The sequence below is a fragment of the Micromonospora sp. RP3T genome, from assembly GCF_003027925.1.
In the GTDB taxonomy this organism is placed as follows: Bacteria; Actinomycetota; Actinomycetes; order Mycobacteriales; family Micromonosporaceae; genus Micromonospora.
Genome location: NZ_PYPS01000003.1, coordinates 87,892 through 112,451, shown reverse-complemented (window position 1 = coordinate 112,451; position 24,560 = coordinate 87,892). Strand labels below are relative to the sequence as shown.

General features: G+C 73.9%; 19 protein-coding genes and 1 pseudogene. 7 read left to right on the top strand and 13 right to left on the bottom strand.

Annotated features, from left to right (window positions below; translation table 11 throughout):
• Positions 1 to 162: 162 nt before the first annotated feature.
• Positions 163 to 552 (top strand): peptidase inhibitor family I36 protein, encoded by a 390-nt coding sequence (locus tag C8054_RS03940; RefSeq protein WP_107155327.1) that lies wholly within the window; start codon positions 163 to 165, stop codon positions 550 to 552.
• A 48-nt stretch (positions 553 to 600) separates the two neighbouring features.
• Positions 601 to 1,539, top strand: coding sequence for a hypothetical protein (locus C8054_RS03935; RefSeq protein WP_107155326.1), 939 nt, complete (start codon positions 601 to 603; stop codon positions 1,537 to 1,539).
• Between the two features lies 1 nt (position 1,540).
• Here C8054_RS03935 and C8054_RS03930 read toward each other — a convergent pair whose 3' ends face one another.
• Together C8054_RS03930 and C8054_RS03925 are read right to left on the bottom strand one after the other, a co-directional pair.
• The gene (locus tag C8054_RS03930) at positions 1,541 to 4,360 is read right to left on the bottom strand and encodes a BTAD domain-containing putative transcriptional regulator (RefSeq protein ID WP_255562943.1); all 2,820 of its coding nucleotides are present in this window, start codon (positions 4,358 to 4,360) and stop codon (positions 1,541 to 1,543) included.
• 137 nt (positions 4,361 to 4,497) lie between these two features.
• The gene (locus C8054_RS03925) at positions 4,498 to 5,235 is read right to left on the bottom strand and encodes a DUF899 domain-containing protein (RefSeq protein WP_107155324.1); all 738 of its coding nucleotides are present in this window, start codon (positions 5,233 to 5,235) and stop codon (positions 4,498 to 4,500) included.
• Positions 5,236 to 6,096: 861 nt separating this feature from the next.
• Between C8054_RS03925 and C8054_RS03920 the strand changes: the two genes are divergently transcribed.
• From C8054_RS03920 to C8054_RS03900, 5 genes are all read left to right on the top strand, one after another.
• Entirely contained in the window at positions 6,097 to 7,338 is a 1,242-nt protein-coding gene (locus tag C8054_RS03920) for an MFS transporter (RefSeq protein WP_107155323.1), read from the top strand.
• A 3-nt stretch (positions 7,339 to 7,341) separates the two neighbouring features.
• Positions 7,342 to 9,147, top strand: coding sequence for an alpha/beta fold hydrolase (locus tag C8054_RS03915; RefSeq protein ID WP_107155322.1), 1,806 nt, complete (start codon positions 7,342 to 7,344; stop codon positions 9,145 to 9,147).
• Positions 9,148 to 9,412: 265 nt separating this feature from the next.
• Entirely contained in the window at positions 9,413 to 11,338 is a 1,926-nt protein-coding gene (locus tag C8054_RS03910; protein ID WP_107155321.1) for a RiPP maturation radical SAM C-methyltransferase, read from the top strand.
• Between the two features lie 41 nt (positions 11,339 to 11,379).
• Positions 11,380 to 12,018: a DUF5825 family protein gene (locus tag C8054_RS03905; RefSeq protein ID WP_146179856.1), complete on the top strand. Its 639-nt coding sequence runs from the start codon at positions 11,380 to 11,382 to the stop codon at positions 12,016 to 12,018.
• A 156-nt stretch (positions 12,019 to 12,174) separates the two neighbouring features.
• Positions 12,175 to 13,152 (top strand): hypothetical protein, encoded by a 978-nt coding sequence (locus tag C8054_RS03900; RefSeq protein ID WP_146179855.1) that lies wholly within the window; start codon positions 12,175 to 12,177, stop codon positions 13,150 to 13,152.
• Between the two features lie 216 nt (positions 13,153 to 13,368).
• On the opposite strand, the gene cobA is transcribed toward C8054_RS03900, so the two are convergent.
• The 11 genes and pseudogenes from cobA to cobO form a co-directional block, all read right to left on the bottom strand.
• Positions 13,369 to 14,994 (bottom strand): uroporphyrinogen-III C-methyltransferase, encoded by a 1,626-nt coding sequence (gene cobA, locus C8054_RS03895; RefSeq protein ID WP_107155318.1) that lies wholly within the window; start codon positions 14,992 to 14,994, stop codon positions 13,369 to 13,371.
• Complete coding sequence (locus C8054_RS03890; RefSeq protein WP_107155317.1) at positions 14,991 to 15,587, bottom strand: precorrin-8X methylmutase; 597 nt, start codon at positions 15,585 to 15,587, stop codon at positions 14,991 to 14,993. The genes cobA and C8054_RS03890 overlap by 4 nt, the downstream gene beginning before the upstream one ends.
• Positions 15,584 to 16,684 carry a HoxN/HupN/NixA family nickel/cobalt transporter gene (locus tag C8054_RS03885; RefSeq protein WP_233219483.1) on the bottom strand — a complete coding sequence of 367 codons (1,101 nt, stop codon included), beginning with the start codon at positions 16,682 to 16,684 and terminating at the stop codon, positions 15,584 to 15,586. Before C8054_RS03885 ends, C8054_RS03890 begins: the two co-directional genes overlap by 4 nt.
• Positions 16,681 to 16,878: a DUF362 domain-containing protein gene (locus C8054_RS03880; protein ID WP_107155315.1), complete on the bottom strand. Its 198-nt coding sequence runs from the start codon at positions 16,876 to 16,878 to the stop codon at positions 16,681 to 16,683. Before C8054_RS03880 ends, C8054_RS03885 begins: the two co-directional genes overlap by 4 nt.
• Positions 16,866 to 18,620 carry a precorrin-3B C(17)-methyltransferase gene (gene cobJ, locus C8054_RS03875; protein ID WP_107155314.1) on the bottom strand — a complete coding sequence of 585 codons (1,755 nt, stop codon included), beginning with the start codon at positions 18,618 to 18,620 and terminating at the stop codon, positions 16,866 to 16,868. Before cobJ ends, C8054_RS03880 begins: the two co-directional genes overlap by 13 nt.
• Positions 18,608 to 19,819, bottom strand: a pseudogene (gene cbiE, locus C8054_RS03870) (precorrin-6y C5,15-methyltransferase (decarboxylating) subunit CbiE); the annotation flags it as partial. The gene cobJ and the pseudogene cbiE, both read right to left, overlap by 13 nt.
• Positions 19,819 to 20,970, bottom strand: a complete 1,152-nt coding sequence (locus C8054_RS03865) for a cobalt-precorrin-5B (C(1))-methyltransferase (RefSeq protein ID WP_107155313.1) — start codon at positions 20,968 to 20,970, stop codon at positions 19,819 to 19,821. The gene C8054_RS03865 and the pseudogene cbiE, both read right to left, overlap by 1 nt.
• Positions 20,967 to 21,806, bottom strand: a complete 840-nt coding sequence (gene cobM, locus C8054_RS03860; RefSeq protein WP_107155312.1) for a precorrin-4 C(11)-methyltransferase — start codon at positions 21,804 to 21,806, stop codon at positions 20,967 to 20,969. Before cobM ends, C8054_RS03865 begins: the two co-directional genes overlap by 4 nt.
• Entirely contained in the window at positions 21,803 to 22,591 is a 789-nt protein-coding gene (cobI, locus tag C8054_RS03855; protein WP_107155435.1) for a precorrin-2 C(20)-methyltransferase, read from the bottom strand. Before cobI ends, cobM begins: the two co-directional genes overlap by 4 nt.
• A complete protein-coding gene (locus tag C8054_RS03850; RefSeq protein ID WP_107155434.1) occupies positions 22,588 to 23,949 on the bottom strand; it encodes a cobyrinate a,c-diamide synthase in 1,362 nt (453 codons plus the stop codon). Before C8054_RS03850 ends, cobI begins: the two co-directional genes overlap by 4 nt.
• On the bottom strand, positions 23,946 to 24,557 hold the full coding sequence (gene cobO, locus C8054_RS03845; protein WP_107155311.1) for a cob(I)yrinic acid a,c-diamide adenosyltransferase: 612 nt from the start codon (positions 24,555 to 24,557) through the stop codon (positions 23,946 to 23,948). Before cobO ends, C8054_RS03850 begins: the two co-directional genes overlap by 4 nt.
• Positions 24,558 to 24,560 lie beyond the last annotated feature (3 nt).

Sequence of the window (24,560 nt, the reverse complement as noted above, 5' to 3'; positions counted from 1 at the left end):
GCCGCGGCGGAGCAGGAGGGCCGGTCGCGAGCCGGTGACCCGGGTATTTGAGCGCTCTGAAGGAATCGGTTGACTCCGGTCGTCGACGCTGGTGTCCGCCGGCGGCGCGGGACCCCAGCCCGCACCGCCGGAGAGACGAACCGCAACGATCGGAGGAGAGCCATGCGGAAGAGCGTGCAACGTGCGGCGGTCATGTTCGGCGTCGTCGCGGCGGCGGCAACCGCGTTCGCCGCGCCGGCCCAGGCGGACGGCCGCGGAGACTGCCCGGACGAGCATGTCTGCCTGTGGTGGGACCGGAACTTCACCGGCCTGCGCTGGCAGGGGAAGTACGACAACAGCAGTATCGGCACCGCGAACGACAAGGCGTCCTCGGCGTTCAACAACGGCAGGACCTGCTGGGTCTACCTCTGGACGGACCCCGGTTACGCGGGCACCAACCTGCCCATGGCGCTCGGGGCCTACCGGGCCTACATGAACACCGATCCCGGCCCGAGCCCGGTCGGCTCCTGGGAGGACATCGTCTCCTCGGTCCACTGGTGCTCGCCGCGCTGAGCTCACGCTGAAGAGGAAGGCTGGCTGGTGATGCGCGAGGCACGCCGAATGCGGCTCCTGGCATTGTCGGCCCTGCTGGTGGGGGTGCTCTCCGGCTGCGGGGGGCAGCCGCAGACCACCCCCACCACCGCGGCCGTGACCGAACCTCCGGAGGCGGGACCCGAACTGGCGACCGCCGCGATCGACCTGGCCACCAGCTCCGGTGCCTACCCCGACCGGAACTACGTCGTCGAACTGGCCGACGAGCGGGCGACGCAGCGCTGCGTACGCGCCGCCGGGCTCACCTGGTCCGGTTTCGTGTACCGCCCGCCACCGGGCTCGGACGAGGATCGCGCGCTGAACGTGGCAGGTCGACGGCGTGACGGGTACGGACTGGCCGATGCGGGCCGCGGCTCCGCCGGAGAGCGGCCCCGCGCCTCCGGCGGCGCCCGCCTCGACGAGGCGTTGTTCGGCCGGTCGCACAAGGTGGCACAGTTGCGGGTCCCGGGGGCCGGAGAGGTGGGGTATCCCGTGGAGGGCTGCACCGCCCGGGCGCACGCTGTCGTGTTCGGGGATGTCACCACCTGGGCCCGGGTGACCTTTCTGCCGTCGGGGATCAACATGACGCTCGCCCGGACAGTGGCCGCCGATCCGCGGCTACAGGCGCCCCTGCGGGAGTGGGGCCGGTGCATGGCCCAGCACGGTCTTCGGTACGAGAACCCCAAGGAGCTACGGAAACATCTGGTGTCGCAGAAGGTGGACCGGAAACGAGAGATCGCCATCGCGATCCAGGACGCCGACTGCAACCGGGCTGCGGGGCTCGCGCGGACCGAGCTCGACCTGCGGCGGGCCGCCGCGCGGGCGTTGCCGGCGGACCAGCGCGCCGAACTGGCCGGCTTGGCGAGCGCCCTGGACGAGGGGGTGCGGCGGGCGCGGGCCGTGCTCGGTGATCCGCAGGTCGACGCCGCACTCTCGCCGGCCCACGACGGCACCCGGCCACCTGCCTGAGTCAACGGCAGGTGGGAGTCGCGCCGCCGTCCGCCAGCAGGCGCCGGACGGTTCGCGCCTCCGGGCTGCCCAGCCCCTCCAGGATCGCCAGCGCCTCCTGCCACGACCGGACAGCATCGTGACGCCTCGCCCGCGCCATCTCGTTGACACCGCTGTTGATCAGAGCCTGCGCCTGCAGGTAGCGATCGCCGAGTGGCTGGAACAGCTGCACCGCCTGGCGGAAGCACCGGGCCGCCAGGCCGTGGCTGCCGAGTCGGGCGTGGATGTGGCCCAGGCTGTCCCAGGCGCATGCCTGACCATGCGTGTCGCCGAGCCGGCCGAGCCAGACCCGAGCCTGCTCGCAGGAGGAGAGAGCGTGCCGGTGTCGTCCGAGCAGGGTCTGTTGCCAGCCGATGTCGTTGAGCGTGGAGGCGGCGCCGCTGAGGTGGCCGGCGGCGAGGAACAGGGCCAGTCCCTCGCCGTTGCGGCGGAGCGCTTCGGCGTAGCGGCGGCGGCGCTGCGCCACGAGAGCCAGACCGTTCAGTGCCCGGGCCTGCCCCAGGGGGTCACCGAGGCGCCGGTCCAGGCGCAGGGAACGGCGCAGATGCACCTCGGCTTCGGCGTAGCGGTGCAGGCGGAGCAACGCGCGTGCCGTGCCCCGGTGCGCGAGCGCACGCGCCGCACCGTCACCGAGGCATACCGCCGCGCGCAGCGCGATGCGCGCGACGGTGGCCTGGTCGTGCCAGTGCCCATGCCGCTGCAGATAGGTGGCCAGAGCGGCGGCGATCAGCCCGGCCGCCGGGTGGGCACCGGTCGCGTGGGCCTCTCGCGCAGCGCTCACCAGTACGGCCCGGTTGGTGTCCAGCCATTGCCGGGCCGCACCGACGTCGTCCAGGACGACCGGGCACACGTCCGGCCCGGCCGGCGGCACCGGCGGCATCTCGCGGTGCGGTTCGAGCAGGCGTGCGGCGGCGACGGCAGTGCCGGCGTAGTGCGTCAGCAGCCGGTCACGCGCGGCGCTCCGCTCGGCGGCGGTCTCGCTCGCGTGCAGCAGTTCGGTGGCGTACCGGTGGAGAACGTCGTGCTGCCGGAAGCGTCCAGGCGCTGACTCGTCGATCAGGTGCAGGCGGGCGAGGGTGGCCAATGCCCGCTCCGCCTGCGCCGGGGACATCCCGGCCACGCTGGCGGCGGCCGGCACCGTGACCTCCTGCCAGGGCTGGAGCGCGAGCAGCCGGAACAGCCGTGCGGGTCGATCCGTCAGCGTCCGGTAGGACCAGGAGAGGACGGTGCGGACGTCGGTGTGGGCGTCGCCGCCGTCGAGGGCGTCGAGTGTCCCGGCGGCCAGCAGTTCCGCGGCCAGCTGCGGCACCGACAGCAGGGGGCGGGTGGCCAGGCGCGCGCCCGCGATCGTCAGAGCGAGCGGAAGACCGCCGCATGCGGCGACGATGTCGCCGAGCGCATCCGTCGTCGTGCCGCGACGGTTCCCGAGCCGCGAGCCCAGCAGCGCGCGGGCGGCCGGTGGTGGAAGCGGGCCGAGAGCGAGCGGCTGAGCAGCCGTGACCGCCACCAGGCCGGTGAGACAGTCGCGGCTCGTCACCAGCACCACGCTCCGGGAGGCGGCGGGCAGCAGGGGGCGGACCTGGTCGGCGGTACGGGCGTTGTCCAACACGACCACCATGCGCCGGGTGGCGAGCAGGCTGCGGTAGAGGGCCGCCAGCGCCGCCACCCCGATCGGCATCTGCGGGGACGGCACCCCGAGCGCCTGGAGGAAGTCGCCCAGCGCCACCTCGGGCGGGACCGGCACCTCGGCGGGACCGAACCCACCGAAGTCGCAGTAGAGCTGCCCGTCCGGGAACTCACGCGCGGCGCGGTGGGCCCAGTGCACCACCAGGGCCGTCTTGCCCACCCCTGCCATGCCCGAGACGACCACCACCGCCGGGCCGACCACCACCCTGTCGAGCGTCGCCAGCTCGGCCTCCCGGCCGACGAGGCGAGGCACCGCGCGCGGCACCTGCGCCGGCCGGGTGAGTCCGTCGAGGGCCCGGTCGGCCGCACCGCCGCCGAGACCCTCCGGCTCGGCTTGTCGCGGGCGGCTCAGCGCCGACACCGACGACACCGGCACGAGGTCGCCGCGCAGCAGCTTCCCGTGCAGGGCCCGGAGTTCCCGTCCCGGCTCGGTGCCCAGTTGCTCCGCCAGCAATCGGCGGGTCGCCGCGTAGTGGCACAGCGCCTCCGCGCCGCGGCCGGCTGCGGCGTACGCCCGCATCAACGCCGCCACCAGGGTCTCCACCAGCGGATGGTCGGCACTGGCCTGGAGGAGTTCGGGAAGCACCAGTTCCGGGGTGTCGAGTTCCACCGCCGCGGCCGACCAGGAGGTGAGCGCGATGATGCGCTTCTGCTGCCACTGCTCCCGCACCTGCTCGACCCACTCGCCGGAGAGGTCGGCCAACGGACGATCACGCCACAGGTCGAGTGCGGCCCTCAGCAGCTCCGCACGCTCCCGCACCGGATCGCGGCCGGGCAGGGCACGGTCGAGCAGGGATTGGAAGCGGTGCGCGTCGACAGCGTCCGGATCCACCTCCAGCACGTAGCCACCCGACCGATGGGTCAGGGCGGCGGGACAGCTGCTGAGGTCGCTGGCCGCGGCGAGCACCTTGCGGATCCGCGCCACGTAGACGTGCAGGGTGTGGCGTGCCCGTAGCGGTGGCGCCTGCCCCCAGACCCGATCGATCAGCGCCTCCGGTTGCACCGGCCGTCCCGCATCGATCGCGAGCGCCGCGAGCACCGTCCGTTGCCGAAGCGGACCCGCGTCCACTCGAACCCCAGCGGCATGCACCTGCATCGGGCCGAGAAGCCGCAACGTCAGCATGCATCGACGTTTGCACATGCCCGCACGGAACCCACTCTCCCCGGAGGCGGCCGACACCGTCGAAGGTTCGGGCGGGATCGGCCCGCCCGAACCGTTCGGGAGCGAGCCGGTCAGTGGCAGCTGGGCCCGTCCGCCGCTGACTCGTACGTGTCATGGTGCTTGAACAGCATGATTCCGGTGCCGACCTCCTGCCGGCCCAGCGGCGTGAAGTCGAGGTAGTTGTAGGTGCCGAGCACGATGTCCGGTCCTCGCCCGTACGTGGAATAGGTGTGGAAGACGTTCGAGCCGTCCCGGAAGAAGACGCTCAGCCCGTGCTGCTCACCGCTCATGTGGTGGGTAAGGCCCTCACGCTCCAGCGTCGCCTTGTCTTTGTAGTTGTACTCGACCGGGGCGACGGACTCGTCCACGGTGACCTTGAAGTCGTAGTTGAAGTCGGTGCCGAACGAGGACACCCACGGGATCGTCCAGCCCATTCGCGCCTTGAACTTCTCGATCTTCTCCACCGGCGCCCGGGAGACGGCCGCGAACGACGTGTCGCGGGAATGCAGATGCCCGAGGTGCGCCACGTTGTCGACGAGGAACGAACAGCTCACGCAGCCCTCGTCCCAGCTCGGATCGAACATGAAGTGGTACGTGATGAGCTGCCGGCGCCCTTCGAAGAGGTCGAGCAGGCTCTGCTCACCCGACGCGGACCGAAACCGGTAGTCCTTCTCGACCGGTGTCATCGGCAGGGCCCGCCGAGCCGCCGAGACTTCGTCCCGCGCGTCGGTGAGCGCCTTCTCCTTGTCGAGCAACTCGATTCGCGCGCGCAGCCAGTCCTCACGGGACACGATCTGCGGACCACTCATCCGGCCTTCTCCTCCCTTGCAGGGTCGGCGACCCTGCCGAACGGGCTCGGCGCCCGGATCGCGTCGCCACTGGGCGCATCGAGGTGCCCCTGGGCATCGGCGTCGCCCTGGGCCCGGGCCTCACGGCCGGGAGCGCGATCCGGTACGACGCGGGCGCGATCACCAGCGACTGGCCGAGGGCGTCCAGACTCGCCCTTCCGACCCGACACGCCGACCCCTCGCTCACCACGGAACGCGGCCCGCGACAAGGCGTCGCTTCATGCTGATCAATGCCTACCGGGGAAAGATAGTACGGGCCGGTACCCTCATCTTCTTCTGCATTGCTCAATCACACCTTCGCCGAACGGGAGCCGCGCGGACGCGGGTCGCCCGTTCTCGCAGATCAGCCAGGAATGCCACCGGCTACTGGACGACAGCCGCGGGCAACTCGTCAATGACGGAGTGGCCGGTGCCGGCGATCTGTGCTTTCGCGCCCGCCGTGGACGTGTGGCTGCTCGTCCGCGCGCTGGCGCGCAGCACCGCCGGGTCGGCCCAGGAGGCCCGAGCCCGGGGCGCCGGCGTCCGGTGGCGGCGGACTCCAGGACCATGCCGACGGCGCGGTGCCCGCCGGCCGGGTGGGGCACCCATTCGACTCAGGACTATTTCGCCACCAAGGAACAATCGAGCTAAACCGATGCAACCTGGTGCCGGCCGAGAGATTGTCTTGTCAGCCACGCTACCGAGTGTTAGCGTGCGGATACAGCTCGACCCCTTTCGGCCACCAATCAGGACAATGGCTTCCATCAACGCCACAAATTGCCCTGAACGCTTACTTCCTGCTCGCCCGTAGGAGATTCGTGTGCCATCGAAGCGACCGCGAGGATGACCGCCACCTCGGCTCGTGAATCGCCATTTACACTCGATTCCTCCCGGTCCCGCGACTTTCGCCTCTACTGGCTCGCCGGCGGCGTCAACCTGCTCGGTTCCCAGGCCTCCGGTCTGGTGCTCCCGCTGGTGGCGCTGGCGATCAGCGGCTCGCCCACCGCCGCCGGCCTGGTCGGCGGCGTCGGTCTGGCCGGACGGCTGGTCACCGCGCCGGTGGCGGGAGTCCTGGCGGACCGGTTGCCCCGCAAGGCCATGATGGTCACCGCACTGCTGGTGGCGGCCGGGGCGATCGGCATGGTCACCGCCACGCTGGCGGCGGACGCGGCCACCCTCGCCGTCCTGACCGGCGCCGCGTTCGTCGAGGGGGTGGCCCAGGCCGGCTACGAATCGGCCGGCGCGGGGGCCATCCGTCGAGTGCTGCCCGCCGACGACAAGCAGGCACTGGCCCGGCTCGAAGCGCGCAACCACGCCATGCGGATCGCCGGACCAATGCTCGGTGGCGCGCTTTTCCAGGTGGCGCGCTGGATGCCGTTCCTGGCCGACGTGATGACCTATTTAATCGCCGCTGCCTGTGTCGCCGCCATCCGGACGGATCTGTCCCCACAACGGACGGCACGTCATTCGTTCCTCACCGATCTCCGGGCCGGGCTCCGCTTCGTGTGGGGACGAAAATTCCTGCGGTTCGTCACGTTCTGGGCCGCCGGAATCAATTTCGTGCTCGGGGCGCTCGTCTACCACACCATCCTGGTCACCGGCCGTCGTGGCGACCTGCCGGTGTCGATCGGCCTGATCCTGGCGATCGCCAGCGTTGGCGGCCTGATCGGCGCACTGGCCGCGCCCGGGGTGCTGCGTCGGGTCCGCCCGGTGGTGGCCATCCCGGTCGTGTCCTGGGTGACGGTGGGCCTGGTAGCGCTCCTGGCCGTGGCCCGACAACCCTGGAGCTACGGACTCGTCTTCGGACTGATCTTCCTACTCACACCCATCGTGGCCATCGTCTTCCAGTCCCGCGCCATCACCGTCACGCCCGACCATTTCCAGGGGCGGGTGGCGACGGTGATCGGCACCACCGGTGACGTCCTGCGGGTGTTCGCGCCGATCGCCGCGGGCGCCCTGGCCGCCCGGTACGCCCCGGGCATCGCGGCCCTGTCCCTCGCGGTGCTCACGGCCCTGCTCGCCGCATACGCGACAGTCAACGTCCGGCGGTTGCGCACCAGCGCTCCGACCGTCAGGGAGGACTGAAGGATGGCCCGCCCCTTCCGGGTCTACTACCCGGCACTGCCGCTGGTGGCCGAGCACGCACCGCACCGGGCCACCTACATCGGCGACGCGGACGGTCGCTGCCAGGTCTTCGCCTGGGACCGGGCGGCCGGGGTGGCCCACCAGGTCACCGCCCGCGCGGCTGGCACCAACCGCGCGGCCGTCGATCCCGCCGGCACCGCTGTCTGGTGGTTCGACGACGACCTGACCGGGACCGGAGCGTGGCGGATCAGCGACTTCGACCATCCGGAGCGCTCATCCGAGGCGCTGCCGGGGATCGCGCCGGCACGGCCCGCCGGCCTCGCCATGACCGCCGACGGCACGGCCATGGTCGGCCTCTCCGACGAGGAAGGCATGACGCTGTACCGGTGGACCGCCGACGGCAGGGTCACGCCGGTCACCCGGATGTCCGGATACGCCCATCTGGTCGACGTGGATCCGACCGGCGACCTGCTCGTGGTCGGCCGGGACGCCGCGTCGCCGGAGGGGACGACGGTCCTCGACTCCCGCGGCGGACCGGTGGCGGTGCTGTCGGGGGGTGCGGGTCGGCGGATCTGGCCGCTGGGCTTCGCGCCCGGTTCCGGCCCCGCCCGACTGCTGCTGGTCGTCGAGGAGGACGACGAGTACGCGATCGCCACGTGGACCCGGGCCGACGGGCTGAGCCGGCACCGGTGGCGGTTCGACACCGAGATCACGGCGAGTTGGTACCCGGACGGGAACCGGGTCCTCGTCCGGCAGGACCGGCACGCCGGCAGCCGCCTGCACTGCGCCGACCTGACCACCGGCACGCTGACGGGAGTTCCCACGCCGGCCGGCAGCATCCTGGACGCGGCGGTCTGGCCCGACGGCGACGTGGCGTACGTCTGGACGGACTCCACCACTCCGCCACAGATCCGCTCGGTCGCCGGGCTGGAGTTGCCGCGGGGACCGGACGACGGGCCGGCTGACGAGGCGGTGTCGCTGGCCGAGTTCTGCCGGCGGAGCGAGGTCTGGGCGGCGGGAGCCGCCGGCCCGATCCACGCGCTGGTGGCCGCGCCCGCCGACCGGACCGGGCCGCTGCCCGCGGTCTTCCTGGTTCACGGCGGGCCCTTCCAACACGCCCGGGACGCCTACGAACCGCTGGTCGAGGTCCTGGTCCGCGCCGGCTGCGCCGTCGTGCGGGTCAACTACCGCGGGTCCAGTGGCTACGGTGCCGCCTGGCGTAACGACTTCCGGGCCGGGGTGGGGCTCACCCAGCTCGAGGATCTCGCGGCGGTCCGATCCCACCTGAGCGACCGGAGTGTGATCATCCCGCACCGGGTGGCGCTGTGGGGAAGCTCGTGGGGCGGCTACCTGACCCTGCTCGCCCTGGGCCGACAGCCGGAGCTGTGGCGGCTCGGGGTGGCGATCAACCCGATCGCCGACTACGCGGCAGCCTTCGAGGCGGCCACCCCGGCGATCCGCGCGCTCGACACGGCGCTGTTCGGCGGCACCCCGGGCGAGGTACCCCAGCGGTACGCCGAATCGTCCCCGGCCAGCTACGTCGACCAGGTACGCGCGCCCACCTTCCTCGCGGTCGCCACCGACGACGTCCGGTGCCCGCCGGCACCGGTGGAGCGGTACGCCGGAACGCTCATGCGGCGGCGGGTTCCGGTGAAACTGCTGCGGACGCGAGCCGGGCACGAGGACTTCGACGCTCGAGGTCACGTCGCCCTGATGCAGGCGGTGCTGATGTTCATGCAGCAGCACTTCGACGGCGCACGGAACGAGGGGACACCGGTCGCGCTCGCCATGGCGCGGCCGAGGGACTGACGTACCGGGCGGCGGCCTGACGGACTACCACGACGAGGGGAGGTGAAGAGCATGCGTAAGAACATCATCGAGAACGACCCGATCAGCGGCAACCGCGACCAGGGCCGTTCCGACGTCTCCGTGACGGTGACGGTCTCTGTCAGTTTCTGACGCAGCACGGTGGAGTGGGACCGACGGTCCGGGCTCTCGGCCGGCGACCTGCGGTCCCACTCCACCCCCACCCCCCACCGTCCTGCCCGAGGCATGGTGAGCAAGGAGAGACGACGTGCGGATTCTGCTGGTCAACATGCCGTGGGCGTCCATCGATGTCCCGTCCCTGGCGTTGGGGATCCTCACCAACAGCGTCCGCCGGAGGTATCCGGACGCCGAGGTGGAGGTCCTGCACGCCAACCTCGACTACGTCGACTGGGTGGTCGACCGGACCGAGTTCGGGCTACGCGACTACCAGTACTACTCGTTGTTCACCTACTTCGCCGGCTGCGGTGACTGGGTCTTCTCCTCGGCCCTCTACGACGACCCGGAGTGGCGGGTGGAGGAGTTCACCAGCCGGGTCCGCGACCAGATGTCCGAGCGGGAGTTGGCGCTCAACGTCGAACTGCACCGTTGCGCCCCCGAGTTCATCGGCGACCTCGCGGCCAGGATCCTCGAACGGGGACCGGACCTGGTGGGCTTCACCTCCACCTTCCAGCAGAACACCGCCGCGCTGGCGGCGGCCAAGCACGTCAAGCGGCTCGATCCGACGATCCGTACCGTCTTCGGCGGCGCCAACTGCGACGGCGAGCAGGGCGCGGCCCTGCACCGCAACTTCCCCTTCGTCGACCTGGTCGTGCGGGGCGAGGGCGAGGCGGCGTTTCCCGGCCTGCTCGCGGCGCTGACCGGCGGCGACCGGGCCCTGGCTGCCGTCGAGGGCCTGTGCTGGACGGACCGCGACGGCCGGCGGACCGCGAACCCGATGAGCACGAAGCCGCTGCCGCCGGCCGAGATCGTCTCCCCCGACTACACCGGCTACTTCGAGCGGCTCGCCGCGTCCCGGGCCCGCAACTGGGTCGAGCCGAAACTCGTCGTGGAGGGAGCGCGAGGCTGCTGGTGGGGCGAGAAGCACCACTGCACGTTCTGCGGGCTGAACGGATCGTTCATGGAGTTCCGCAGCAAGCACCCGGGCGCGTTCTACGACGAGATCATCGGGCTTGCCGAGCGGCACCAGGTGCTCGACATGTTCGTGGTCGACAACATCCTCGACATGAGCTACGTGTCGACACTCCTCCCTCGGCTTGCCGAGTCCGGATACGACCTGCGGTTGCAGTACGAGATCAAGTCGAACATGAAGGGCGCGCAGGTGCAGGCGCTGGCCGACGCCGGCCTGGTGAGCGTGCAGCCCGGCATCGAGAGCCTCAGCGCCCGGGTACTCAAGATCATGGACAAGGGCGTGACCGGCTGCCTGAACGTGCGGATGCTGCGCGACGCCGAGACCAGCGGCATCACCGTCGCCTGGAACTACCTCTACGGCTTCCCGGGCGAGACCGGGGAGGACTACGAGAGCATCCTGGCGCAGTTCCCGGCCCTGCACCACCTGTCCCCGGCGGGTGGCAGCAGCCGGATCGCCATCGAGCGGTTCAGCCCCTACTTCAACCGGCCGGAGCTGGGTTTCGGCGAGCTGCGACCGGCTGCGCAGTACCTCCTGAACTATGACCTGCCCGAGTCGGAACTGATGAACCTGGCGTACATCTTCGACGTCCCCCAGCGGGGCATCGGCACCGACCTGGCCGCCCGGCTCGACGCGGCGGTCACCGAGTGGCAGGACGAGTATGCCCGCAGCCGTCTCACCCACCTCGACCTCGGGCACGAGATCGTCCTGGTCAGCCGCCGTCGCCACTTCGACTGGCACGTCGTCCGGCTGACCGACGCGGGGGAGGTCGCCGCGTTCCGGCTGCTCGACCAGCCGCACAGCCTGGGCTCCCTGGCCCGCCGGCTGTCCCGCCCCGAACCGGAACTGGCGGCCCTCCTGGAACGCTGGCGGGAACTGGGGGTCGTCTTCACCGACGGCGGGCAGTTCGTGCACGTCGCGCCCCGCTCGATGAACCAGCACCTGCTGCGCATCGACCACCTGCACCCGGAACGTGTCGGCGCGCGGCCGGGGGCCGACAACGCCGAGATGCGGTCGGCCGAGCCGGCCACCCTGACCACCGTCTGAGGAGAACCACAGTGGCCATCGCCGGACCCACCCTGGCCCCCGTGCCCGTCCGTCTCGCCCACGACCACGACCGCGAGGTCGGCGACGTACCCGGAATCGACCTCGGTGTCACCGAGCTGCAGGGGTCCCCCGGCGAGGCCGTCGCCGGCTGGTTCGACGCGGGCGTCCGCCACGTCACCCTGATCGACCCGGTGAACCTGGCCGTCGAGGACGACACCGCGTCCCGCGACGCGGTCCGCCGCCTGGTGCTGGTTCGGGAGCTGACCAGTCACGGGATCGGCGTCGAATGGCGGCTGCTGCTGCCGGTCGACGGCGGGGCGGACTGGCGGGTCTTCTGCCACCTCTATCCGCCGGCCGAGCTCTCCCCGGCGGCCGGGGACGAGGAGCCGCTCGACGCGTGGCGACGGTCCTACTACATCGACAAGTGCACCTTCCGGCGCGGCCCGGGGTTCGTGCAGGTCCGCGACCGGCGGTCCAGCCGGCTCAACCTGCTGACCATCGACGACCCGGCATATCTCGCGATGCTGGCACAGGTCATGGAAGGCGCTCCGATCTCCGACATCGACCTGGACATCGCCCGCGACTTCGCGGCCGAGGGCCTGGTCGTGCAGGTGGGCACCATGCTGGTCTGGCTGCCGTATCGGCTACGTCGCTGGCCGCTGCCCTCGATGATCATCTAGTACGCCGACACGGGCGGCCGGTGACGTCCGTGACCCATGTCCCGTTCGGAGCCGCACGGTCGGTGTCATCTATCCGTCTCGGTCGATCCGACGATCGGTCCGGGCCGGCGTGCGATCGTGAGGACCGACGTGACGCAGACCAGGTGGGGGCGGCAAGTGCGCGGATCGACTTTGCGGGCGCGCCTCGGCGCGTTGCTGGTACTGCTCATGCTGGCCGGCTCGGCCACCCCCGCCGTCGCGGGCCCGGCGGACGGCTCCCCTGCCGGCGGCGCCCGGTCCGAGCGCATCGTGCCGACGGACACGCGGTCCACCAGCATCCACGACTCCGCCAACCGGGCCAGCCTGGCGGCGTCCTGGTCGACCGGACCGGTGGCGCCCGGCGACACCCAGGGCTGGGTGTGGAACAACGCCAACCCGCTCACCGTCGCGTACCAGGTGGGCTTCTCCCCCACCGGGGCGAACGCCGGGCTGCCGTGCCAGTTCGAGGTGACCCGCCGCTGGTACTCGCAACAGCCGGGCGGAGAACGACGCTTCCACTTCCAGCTCCGCAACAGCGGCGCCATCACCTGCACGACGACGGTCCTGCTGTCCGCCCAGACCTCGACGTACGACTGGACCATCGCGCCGCTCGCGCCCGGCACCTCGGGCAACTACCGGTGGGTCGAGCAGGTGGCGCCGACGGTCTCCTACCTGCTCGGGCTGAGCCCGAACGGCGCGAGCGGAGCAGCCGCCTGTCAACTCGAGATCACCCGCACCTGGTACCTCCAGGAGGCCGGCGCGGTCCGCAAGTTCGCCTTCGTGATCCGCAACATCGGCACTGTCACCTGCGGCGCGCAGGTCCGCCTGGCGCAGTTGTCCGTGCCGACCACCTGGTACGTCGGCACCCTCGCCCCGGCCGGCTCGTCCACCTGGACCTGGAACAACGCCAACCCGCTCACCGCCGTCCACCTGCTCGGCCTGTCCCCCTGGGGCGCGCAGCTCACCGACCCGTGCCAGATGGAGATCACCCGCACCTGGTACGTGCAGCGGGTCAACCCGGACGGCACCACCCAACGCCAGCTCGCCCTGACCGTGACGAACGTCGGCGCGATCAGCTGCACCGCCACGGTGTTCCTCACGCCCCTGACCACCTGAGACCGGGTGCCCCGGAACACCGCACGGCGGGCGGGTGGTGGCCCGGTCCGCGCCGTCGACCGGTGTCCGGCTCCGCCTCGTCCCGGCAACGGCGACATCGACGACTGGCACGTCTACCCGGGGCCGGACTCGCCGGCGCCGTCGAACAGCCGGATCGCCCTGCTCGGCGGGTTCGGCGGTCTGGGCGGTCGTCGCCCACGTCCCACCGCCCGCCGGTCAGCCCAGCGCGGCCACCTGACCCACCACGAACACGGCCGGCGGACGGATACCCTGCCGGGCGGCGACCGCGCCGATCTCGTCCAGCCGGGCCGGCACCTCGCGCTGCCCGGGGTGCCCGGCGTCCTGCACGGCGAGCACCGGCGTCTCCGGGGCCCGGCCGTGCTCGACCAGCACGGCGGCGATCTTGGCGATGGTGTCCACCGCCATGAGGAGCACCAGCGTGCCCCGGGCGCGGCCCAGCGCCGCCCAGTCGACAAGCGAGCCGGGGTGACCCGGCGGCAGGTGCCCGGAGGCGACGGTGACGTCGTGCGCGACGCCCCGGTGGGTCACCGGCACACCGGCCAGCGCCGGCGCGGCGAACGCACTGCTCACGCCGGGCACCACGGTCACCGGCACACCGGCCTCCGCGCAGGCCCGCACCTCCTCGTGGCCGCGACCGAACAGGTACGGGTCGCCGCCCTTGAGCCGGACCACCCGCCGGCCGGCGCGGGCGTGCGTCACCAGCGCCGCGTTGATCGTGTCCTGCGCCATCGACGGACCGCGGGGCACCTTGGCCGCGTCGACCACCAGCACGGCGGGACGCAGCCCCGCGAGCAGCCCCTGCGGGGCCAGCCGGTCGACCACCACCACGTCCGCGGCGTCCAGCAGGGCCTTTCCGCGTACCGTGATCAGGTCGTCCGGGCCGGGCCCGCCGCCGACGACCGCGACCGACCCCGCCGTCGCCTCGTGGTGGTGATGGTGGCCGTGGCCGTGGCCGTGGTGGTGGTGACCGTCGACCGGGTCGTCCGGGTGGTCGTGCGGGCGCTGCGGACGGCCCACCTTGTCGGCGAAGCCCGGCATCAACACCCGGTACGCGCAGGTGTCGCAGTTCATCCGGATGTCCCCGGCCAGCGCCTCGGCGTGCCGTTCGAGCACCAGGTCGGCCAGCGCGTCGCAGTCGCCGATCACCTCGGCCACCCGCACGTCCAGATCCGGGTGCGCGGCGGCGAACTCGGTCGACCGGGCGACGATCCGGTCCGGCAGCACCCCGGCGAACAGGAAGTACGGCGCCACCACGATCCGCCGCGCCCCGAGCCGGCGCAGCCGCTCCAGCACCGCCGGCACGGACGGCTCCGCGAGGGAGATGAACCCCGGCTCGACACCGGCGTAACCGCGTCCCTCCCAGAGCAGCCGCGCGACCTTCGCCACCTCGGCGTTGGCGTCCGGGTCGGTGGAGCCCCGGCCGATCAACGCGATCCACGTACCGGCCCGGTCGGCGCCGGCCAGCGCGGCGTCGATCCGCTCCTCGATGGCGGCGTGCAGCAGGGGATGCGGGCCCAGCGGACGGCCGTAGCGGTAGGTCAACCCGGGGTGGCGCTGCTGCTCGCGGGCCATCGCGGCGGGGATGTCGCCCTTGCCGTGCCCGGCGGCGGTGAGCACCAGCGGCAGCGCCACCAGCGCCCGGTGTCCCCGCTGCGCCAACGCGGTCACCGCGTCGGTCAGCGGCGGACGGGACAGCTCGATGAAGCCACCCTCGACGTCTGCGACGACACCGCGTCGACGAACCCGCTCGACGAGCGCGGCGAACTGGTCGACCCCGGCCGCGCTGCGCGTACCGTGCCCGACGATGACCAGAGCGGTCATGGCATCTCCTCGATGTAGAGCAGGGCGTTGAGGGCGGCGGCGGCAACCGCCGAACCGCCCTTCTCCCCCACGTTGGACACGGCGGGCAGGCCGCTGGCCCGCAGCGCCGCCTTCGACTCGGCGGCGCCGACGAAGCCGACCGGCATACCGACGACAAGCGCCGGCGCGGCGGCCAGCGTGAGCAGTTCGACAAGCGCGGTCGGCGCGCAGCCGACCACCCAGACCGCGCCCGGACCGACCCGGTCCAGGGCGATCCGCACGGCCGCCGCCGACCGGGTGATCCCGGCGGCCCGGCCCAGCTCGGCGGCGGCCGGCTCGGCGACCGGGCAGACCAGGTCCAGGCCGGCCCGGGTGATCCCGGCGGCGACCATCGCCACGTCGGTCACCACTGGCACGCCGGCGCGCAGCGCGGCCAGCCCGGACGCCAGGCCCGCCTCGTCGCAGACCAGCTCGTCGACGTACGCCAGGTCGGCGCTGGCGTGCACCACCCGCTCGGTCACCGCGCGGGTCAGCGGCGGCAGGTGCGTGAGGTCGACCCGCTCGCGCAGGATCCGGTACGACTCCGCCTCGATCGGGTGCACCACCCGGTTCACGGCTGCTCCCCGGTGCCGGCGGGCAGCGTACCGGCGTAGCGGCGGTCGTAGCCGCGCAGCTTCCACAGCGCGACCGCGCCCACCCAGGAGGCCACGAAGAGGCCCACCACGACGTACCCGAGCTGCTCGAAGTGGTCGGCGACGGCGGCGTACCCGGCGAGCGCGGTCATCCCGAGTTGGTCGACCAGCAGCCCGGCCAGGTAGACGCTGGCCACCACGGCGCCCACCAGCACCGTCATCGCGGTGGTGGCCAGGTTGTAGAAGAGCCGTCGGGCCGGCTGCCGGTACGCCCACGAGTAGGCGCGGCTCATCAGCAGACTGTCCGCGGTGTCCATGGCGGACATCCCGGCGGCGAAGAGCAGCGGCAGGGTGAGCAGGGCCAGCACCGGCAGGCCCCCGGCGGCGGCGGTGCTCGCCGACAGCGCCAGCAGGGTCACCTCGCTGGCGGTCTCCAGGCCGAGGCCGAACAGGAAACCGACCGGGGCCATGTGCCACGAGGAGCGCACCAGCGCCCGGGCCCGACCGCCGAGCACCCGCTGCATGAGCCCCCGGTTGAGCAGGTGCAGGTCCAGCTCCCGCTCGTCCAGGCCACCGTGGCGCAGCCGGCGCCACAGCCGGGCCAGCCCGCTCAACACCACCGCGTTGAGCACCGCGACCAGCGCCAGGAACACGGTGGCGGTGACGATCGCGACGGTGGCGCCCAGCTCGCGGGCCCGCACCAGCCCCGCGCCGCTGAGGTTCGTCGAGGCCAGGCCGACGACCAGGGCCAGCAGCAGCACCACCGCGCTGTGCCCGAGGGCGAAGAAGAAGCCGACGCCCACCGGCCGCCGACCGCGCAGCAGCATCAGCCGGGTGGTGTCGTCGATGGCGGCGATGTGGTCGGCGTCGAACGCGTGCCGCACCCCGAGCACGTACGCCAGGGTGCCGGCGCCGGCCAGCCCACCGGCCGCCACGGGCTGGTTGTTCCAGTACAGGTAGAGGCTCCAGCCGGCGACGTGCAGCATGGCGACGGCGAGCACGATGCCGCCGAGGCGGACCCGTTCGGCGCGGCTCCACCGGCCGACCGGGGGTGCGGTGCTGACGGCGGTCGTACTCATCGGGTTCCTCCACGTTCGTCGGGACCGGTGACCCGGATCGCGTCCACCGGGCAGATCTCCACGCATTCCAGGCAGCCGGTGCAGCGGTCGGCCCGGACGGTCAGGCCGCCGGCCACCGGCCGGATCGCGTGCGTGGGACAGGTGAGCAGGCAGGCGCCGCAGCCCTGGCAGGCGCCGATGGTCACGAGCGCCACCGGTACCCCCGGGGCGTGACCATCCGACCGGCGACCAGGCGGGTGTCGCTGCTGCCCACGACGACCACGCTGAACATGTCGACCACCTGCGGATCGAGGGTGGCCAGGGTGGCCAGGTGCACCCGCTCGCCGGCGCGGCTGGCGTTGCGCACCACGCCGACCGGGGTGTCCGGTGAGCGGTGCGCGGCGAGGATCGCCAGGGCCCGGCCGAGCTGCCAGTCACGGGCCCGGCTGCGCGGGTTGTAGAACAGCGCCACGAAGTCGCCCTCGGCCACGGCGGTCACCCGCCGCTCGATGACCTTCCAGGGGGTGTGCAGGTCGGACAGGCTCAGGTACGCGTGGTCGTGGCCGAGCGGGGCGCCGAGCAGCGCGCCGGCGGCCAGCGCCGCGGTCACCCCGGGCACGCCGACCACGTCGATCCGCTCGTCGGCGTACTCCAGGGCCGGGCTGGCCATCGCGTACACCCCGGCGTCGCCGGAGCCGATCAGCGCGACCGCCCGTCCGGCGGCGGCCTCGGCGACGGCGGCCCGGGCCCGGGCCTCCTCCGCGCCCAGCCCGCTGGCCAGCACGCGGGTGCCCGGGCGCAGCACGCCGCGCACCTGGTCGACGTACTGGTCCAGGCCGACCACCACGGCCGCCCGGCGCAGCTCGGCGACCGCGCGGGGGGTCCGCAGGTCGGCGGCGCCCGGCCCGAGCCCGACCACGGCCAGCCGGCCGCGCGGCGTGTGCCGGGCCACCGCCACGGTGGCCATCGCGGACGCCGTCTTGGGCACCAGCAGTTCGGCGTCGCCGGACCGGCCGTCGACGTCGAGCAGCGCGGCGGCCTCCGCGACGCTGGGTGTGCCGACCGCGGCGCGCACCACCTCGCTGGGGTGCGGCACGTCGACCGCCGCCAGCGTCACCGCCGGATGCGTCACCAGCGGTACGCCCAGCGCGTCCGCGGTCGCCACGATGCCCGCCTCGTCGGCCTTGACGTCGACGCTGGCCAGGCAGCGCAGGCTGGCCGGACTGAGCCCCGCCGACGTCAGCTCCCGGTGCAGCAGCTCGCGCACCTCGTCGGCGGGCACGCCCCGGCTGGCCCCGACGCCGGCGACCAGTGACGGGGGTCGCAGCACGGCGGTCCGATCGTCCGGCGGCACCAGCCGGTCGGTGACCAGCAGCCGGTAGCCGGCCGGCGCGACGTCCGCGACGTCCGCGACGCCGGCGACGTCCGCGGCGGACGGGCGGACGTTCGGCGGCAGGGCGGGCAGTGGCCAGTCGGCGTCGGCGACCAGCCGGACCGGTTCGCCGTCCAGCACGGCCCGGGAGACCGCGGCGACGGCCCCCTCCACCGGCCAGCCCAGGGTGTCCAGGCCGGGCAGGCCGACCGCGTCGGTGGCGGTGGTGACCACCGGCCGGGCGTCCACCAGCGCGCCGACCGCCTCGGCGAGGGCGTTGCCGCCGCCGGCGTGCCCGCCGAGCAGCGCCACGGCGTGCCGGGCCGCCTCGTCGACGACCACGACGGCCGGGTCGGTGCGCTTGTCGCCGAGCAGCGGCGCGAGGATCCGGACCACCGCGCCGGTGGCCAGGAAGGCGATCACCGCGTCGCAGTCGGACCAGGCCGTTCGCAGTGCGTCGGCGAAATTCTCCCCCGGCACCAGCCGGGCGTGCGGCCAGGCGGCGGCGACGGTCCGGGCGTGGCGTCGGCCGGCGGCGGTGGCCGCGACGAGCCCGATCCGGGCGTGCGAGGTCAGGTGGTGCACGTGCGCTCCCCGGTGAGGACGACCACCGGGTTGGTGGCCGCGAGACGGATCGACCCGCCGGGCAGGTCGGCGAGGCGGGCGGCGGAGAGCTGGCTGCCCCCGGCCCGGTAGCCGGCGGCGCGCAGCAGCGCCATGGCCGGCGCGACCCGGTCCAGGGCGACCAGCGTGAGCACCACCCGGTCGGGGCGGCGGGCCAGCACGGCGGCGAGGACGTCGGTGCCCCCGCCGCCGACGAAGACCGCGTCCGGGTCGGGCAGGCCCGCCAGCACCGCCGGGGCACGCCCGACGACCAGCCGTACGTCGACGGCGTGCGCGGCGGCGTTGGCCCGGATCGTGTCGGCGGCCCCGGCGTCCCGCTCGACGGCGAGCACCGCCGCACCGAGCAGGGCGCACTCGACGCCGACCGATCCGCTGCCCGCGCCGACGTCCCAGACCAGCCGGCCCAGCCGGGGCCGCAGCCGGGCTACGACGAGGGCGCGTACCTCCGACTTGGTGATCATGGAGTCGCGGTGGGCGTAGGCGCTCTCCGGCAGGGCCCACCCGTCGACCGGCGCGGCGGCCGGCTGGTTGTCCCACCGCATCCCGCCGGAATCGGGCGCGGCGACGCTGAGCAGCACGTGCGGGTCGGCCCACGTCCCGGCGGCGGCCTGGGCCGGGGTGACCTCGCGGATCCGTTCGGCGTCGGTGCCCAGGTGCTCGGCGACCAGCAGCCGGCGGGACCAGCCGACCAGCCCGGCGCCCAGCTCGGCGGCCCCGGCGCCGGGGGCGGTGAGCACCGCCACCAGTGGCAGCGCCCGGCAGGCGTTCAACGCCGGCCGCGGGTCCCGCCCGTGCGCGGTGACCACCGCGGCGCCGTCCCAGGGCAGCCCGGCGCGGGCGAACGCGGCGGCCACGCTGGACACCGCCGGCACCACCCGCAGTGGCAGCCCGGCCGCGCGCAGCCGGCGGACGATGCCGAACAGGCCGGGATCGCCGCTGGCCAGCACCACGGCCGGTACGCCGGCGGCGACGGCGGCGGCCAGCCGGTCCACGGCGGGGGCGAGCGGCCCGAGGACGACGGTGGCCGCGCCGGGCGGCACGGGCACCGCGGCCAGGTGCCGGGCCGCGCCGACGACCAGCCCGGCGGCGGCGAGCGCCGGTGTCAGGGCGGGATGCGCCGGCGCACCGGCCGCGTCCAGGCCGACCACTGTCACCGTGCTCATCGCGCCCACCGGCCGGTGGCGGCGACCGTGCGACTCCCGGCGAAGTCGACCATCGCCACGTCCACCGTGACGGCGTGCCCGGCGAAGCGCAGCAGCACCTGCCGGACCCGCTGGCAGAGCAGGTCCCCGGCCGGGCCGAGCAGCCCGGCGGCCTCCCACAGCTCGTACGCGTGCCGGCCGGTGTTCGCCCCGGTCACGGTGGCGACCAGTGCCGGGTCGCCCCCGGCCTCGGCGGTCACGGCGCCGAGCAGCGACAGGTCCACGGCCGAGCGGGTGTAGTGGGTCATCAGGACGCCGGCGGCGAGCTTGGCCAGCTTGCCGGCCATGCCGACGAACACCACGCCGGTCAGGCCGACGGCGGCGGCGGCCCGGACCGCCGCGCCGGTGAAGTCACCGACCTCGACGAAGCAGACCTCGGGCAGCTCCGGCAGCAGCGCGCGGGCGGCCCGCTCGGTACGCCCACCGGTGCAGAGCACCACGGTCCGCTCGCCCTGCGCGGCCATGACGTGCACGGCCTGCACGACGCTGGCCCGCCAGGAGGCGGTGGAGAAGGGCCGGACGATCCCGGTGGTGCCGAGGATCGAGATGCCGCCGAGGATGCCGAGCCGCCGGTTGGTGGTCTTGCGGGCCATGATCTCGCCGCCGGGGACGCTGATCACCACCTGGACGCCGACCTCGGCCAGGTCGACCACCTCGGCCACCGCCGCGTCGATCATGCGGCGTGGGGTGTCGTTGATCGCCGGGCCGCCCACGGCGAGCCCCAGGCCGGGTTTGGTGACGGTGCCCACGCCCGGCCCGCCGGCCAGGCGCAGCCCGGGGGCGTCGGTCCAGTCGACGGTGGCGGTCAGCTCCGCGCCGTGGGTGACGTCCGGGTCGTCACCGGCGTCCTTGACCACGACCGCCTCGGCGCGCCGTGGCGGGACGCCGGTCAGCTCGCAGCGGGCGACCGGGAAGCGGACCCGTCGGCCGGCCGGCAGCCCGATCTCCACCTCGGGCTGCCGCACGCCGGTGACCAGCGCGGTCACCGCGGCCTTCGCCGCGGCCGTCGCGCAGGCCCCGGTGGTCCAGCCGGTACGTAACGCGGTGGGCCGCACCTTCGCGGTACGCGGCAGGTCCGGCTCCCGCAGCGGCGGTTCCGGGTACGTCACCGGGAACCGTCCGTCGGCCCGGTGGGGCGGGCCGCGGCGCGGCGGCGCAGTTCAGCCCGGGCGGCCGGCTCCGCGCGCCGGTAGGTGTGGAAGTGCCCGGGGTGGTAGAGGTGGGAACGCGTCCCGGCGGCGGCCAGCGCCGGCCCGACCAGGAAGAGCGTGTGCTTCCAGAGCCGGTGCTCCTTGACCGTCGCCGCCAGGGTGCCCACCGTGCAGCGCACCACCAGCTCGTCCGGCCAGGTCGCCCGGTACGCGACCACCGCCGGGGTGTCCGCCGGGTAGCCGCCGGCCAGCAGCTCGGCCTGCGCCTGGCCGGACCGTGCGGCGGAGAGGAACAGCGCCATCGTGGTGCCGTGCCGGGCGAAGTCGCGGACCCGTTCGCCGGGCGGCATCGGGGTCTTGCCGCCTTCGAGACGGGTGAGGATCACCGACTGGGCGACCTCGGGGACGGTCAGTTCGCGTCCGGCGATCGCGGCGACGGCGGTGAACGACGAGACGCCGGGAACGATCTCGACGGCCAGACCGAGCGCCCGGCACAGGTCCAGTTGCTCCTGCACCGCGCCCCAGAGCGCCGGGTCGCCGGAGTGGATCCGGGCCACCGTCAGCCCGCGCCGCGCGGCCCGCTCGTACAGCGGCAGCACTCCCTCGACGGGCAGTTGCGACGAGTCCACGATCTCCGCGTCGGCGCGGGCGTGGCCGAGCACGTCGGCGTGCACCAGGCTGGCCGCCCAGATCACCAGGTCGGCGTCGGCGATCACCCGGGCCGCCCGCAGGGTCAACAGGTCCGCCGCGCCGGGGCCGGCCCCGACGAACCACACCTTTCCGGAGCTGGTCACAGTTTTCCTCCTCGGCGGTCCCGGCGGGCGGGAACCAGCAGCGTCGACAGGTACGGCAGGTCGTGCGCGGCGTCGTCCACCGCGCCGATCCGCTCGTCGGGCAGCCCGAGGCCGCACCCGAGCACGGCGTCGCCGAGGCGGCCCTGCCGGCGCAGCTCCCCGACCAGCTCCGGGTGCCGCCGCCAGCCCTTGTAGGCGACCACGGTGCCGGGGCCGGCCAGCGCGTCGGCGAAGAGCGCCAGCCCGGCGGTCGCCGGGAGCAGGGTCAGCGGCTCGCGTCCCTCGCAGAGCGGGGTGCCGCTGCGCGCGGCCAGCTCCTGCATGGCGGTGATGCCGGGCACGGTGGCGACCCGCACCGCCGGGCGCAGCGCGCGGACGCTCTGCGCCAGGTAGCCGAAGGTGGAGTAGACGTTGGGGTCGCCGATGGTGGCGAAGGCGAGCGCCCGCGCCCCGGCGTCGACCGCCTCGACCACCACGCGGGCGGCGGCGTCCCAGGCCGCCGCGCGCCGGGGGCTCACCCCGCCCCGGTCGTCCAGGGCGAACGGCAGCCGGCGCAGCCGGTCCGCCCCGACGTGCGCCAGCACGGTCCGCTCGGCCCGCCCCGTGCCCTCGGCCGGGTCCGCGCCGTCCGCGGTCCGGTCCGCCATCACGGGTACGAAGACCAGGTCGGCCGCGCGCAGCACCCGCACCGCCTTGAGGGTGAGCAGTTCCGGGTCGCCGGGCCCGACGCCGACCCCGGTCAGCACCGCGTCGACCGGCGCGGCGGCTCCGGTTCCGGCGGTCATCGGCACGCCTCGACCAGGCGCCGGGCGGCGTCCGGATGGCCGGCCCAGTGGGTGTGCAGGTAGGAGGCGTGCACCCGGCCGGCCACGAAGCCGTGCGCCGCGCCGTTCCAGCGCCACGCCGGCCGCTCGCCGTGGCCGGGGTCGGTGGTGGTGCGGTGGAACTCGTGGCCGCGTACCGCGTCGCCGGTCCGGGCCACCGGGGAGTTCGCGGCGGCGACCGCCTCCCGGTAGCCGAGGGTCAGCCGACCGGTCATCCGGGCGGTCAGGTCGAGCCGGCCGCACATGGGCGCGCCGTCCAGGGACCGGCCGAGGTAGAGCAGCCCGGCGCACTCGGCGACGATCGGGCCGTCGAAGGCGGCCACCTCGGCACGAAGTGTGGCGTTGCCGGCCAGCGCCTCCGCGTACGCCTCGGGGAAACCGCCCCCGACGATCACCGCGCGGGTGCCGGCGGGCAGCGCCGGGTCACGCAGCGGGTCGACGGTGACCACGTCGGCGCCGGCCGCGGTGAGCAGTTCGGTGGTCTCCGCGTACGAGAAGGTGAAGGCCGGACCACCGGCGACCGCGACCAGCGGACGGTCCCCGCCGGCCGGGCCGCCGACGGCGGCGACCGGATCCCAGGCGGGCACCCGCAGCGGGGCGGCGGTGCGGGCCAGGTCGAGCACGGCGTCCAGGTCCACCGTGGACTCGACCAGTTCGGCGAGGGCCGCGACGATCGCGAGCGACTCGGGCGCCCGCTCGGCGACCGGGACGAGCCCCAGGTGCCGGGCCGGGGCGGCCACCTCGGCGGCCCGGGTGACCGCCCCGAGCACCGGCACGCCCACCTCGGCGAGCGCGTCGCGCAGCAGCGTCTCGTGCCGGGGCGAACCGACCCGGTTGAGGATCACCCCGCCGATGCGCACCGTCGGGTCGAAGGCGGCCATGCCGAGGGTGAGCGCGGCGGCCGACCGACCCTGCGCGGTGGTGTCGAGCACCAGCAGCACCGGCGCGTCGATCAGCCGGGCGACGTGCGCGGTGGAGGCGAAGTCGCCCCGGCCCACGGCGCCGTCGTGCAGGCCCATCACGCCCTCGACCACGGCGACGTCGGCGGGCGTGGGGACGCTCGCGCCGTGCCGCAGCAGCGGGGCGATCCGGTCCGCGCCGACCAGGAAGGGGTCGAGGTTGCGGCCGGTCCGGCCGGCGGCGAGCGCGTGGTAGCCGGGGTCGATGTAGTCCGGACCGACCTTGTGCGGGCTGACCGTCAGGCCACGACGGCGCAGCGCGGCGAGCAGCCCGGTGGCCACCGTGGTCTTGCCGTGCCCGCTGGCCGACGCGGCCACCACCAGCCGGGGCAGCGCCCAGGGCGTCGTCGGGCCGGTCACCACTCGATACCCTTCTGGCCCTTCTGACCGGCGTCCATCGGGTGCTTGACCTTCGTCAGTTCGGCGACCAGGTCGGCCGCCTCCACCAGCCGGGGGTCGGCGTCCCGTCCGGTGATCACCACGTGCTGGAAACCGGGCCGGTCGGCGAGTGTGGCGACCACCTCGTCGACGTCCACCCAGCCCCACTTCATCGGGTAGGTGAACTCGTCCAGCACGTACAGCCCGTACCGCTCGGCGGCCAGGTCGCGCTGGATCTGCCGCCAGCCCTCCAGCGCGTCGGCGGCGTGGTCGGCCGTACCGTCGCGCTGGATCCAGGACCAGCCCTCGCCCATCTTGTGCCAGGCCACGGATGAGCCCTGACCGGTGCGCTCGTGCACCTCGCCGAGCGCCCGGAAGGCGTTCTCCTCCCCCACCCGCCACTTGGCGCTCTTGACGAACTGGAACACCCCGATCGGCAGGCCGGCGGTCCAGGCCCGCAGCGCCAACCCGAACGCGGCCGTCGACTTCCCCTTCATCTGTCCGGTGTGGACGATGAGCAGTGGCCGGTGCCGCCGCTGCCGGGTGGTCAGCCCGTCGTCGGGCACCGTGCTCGGCTTCCCCTGTGGCATCAG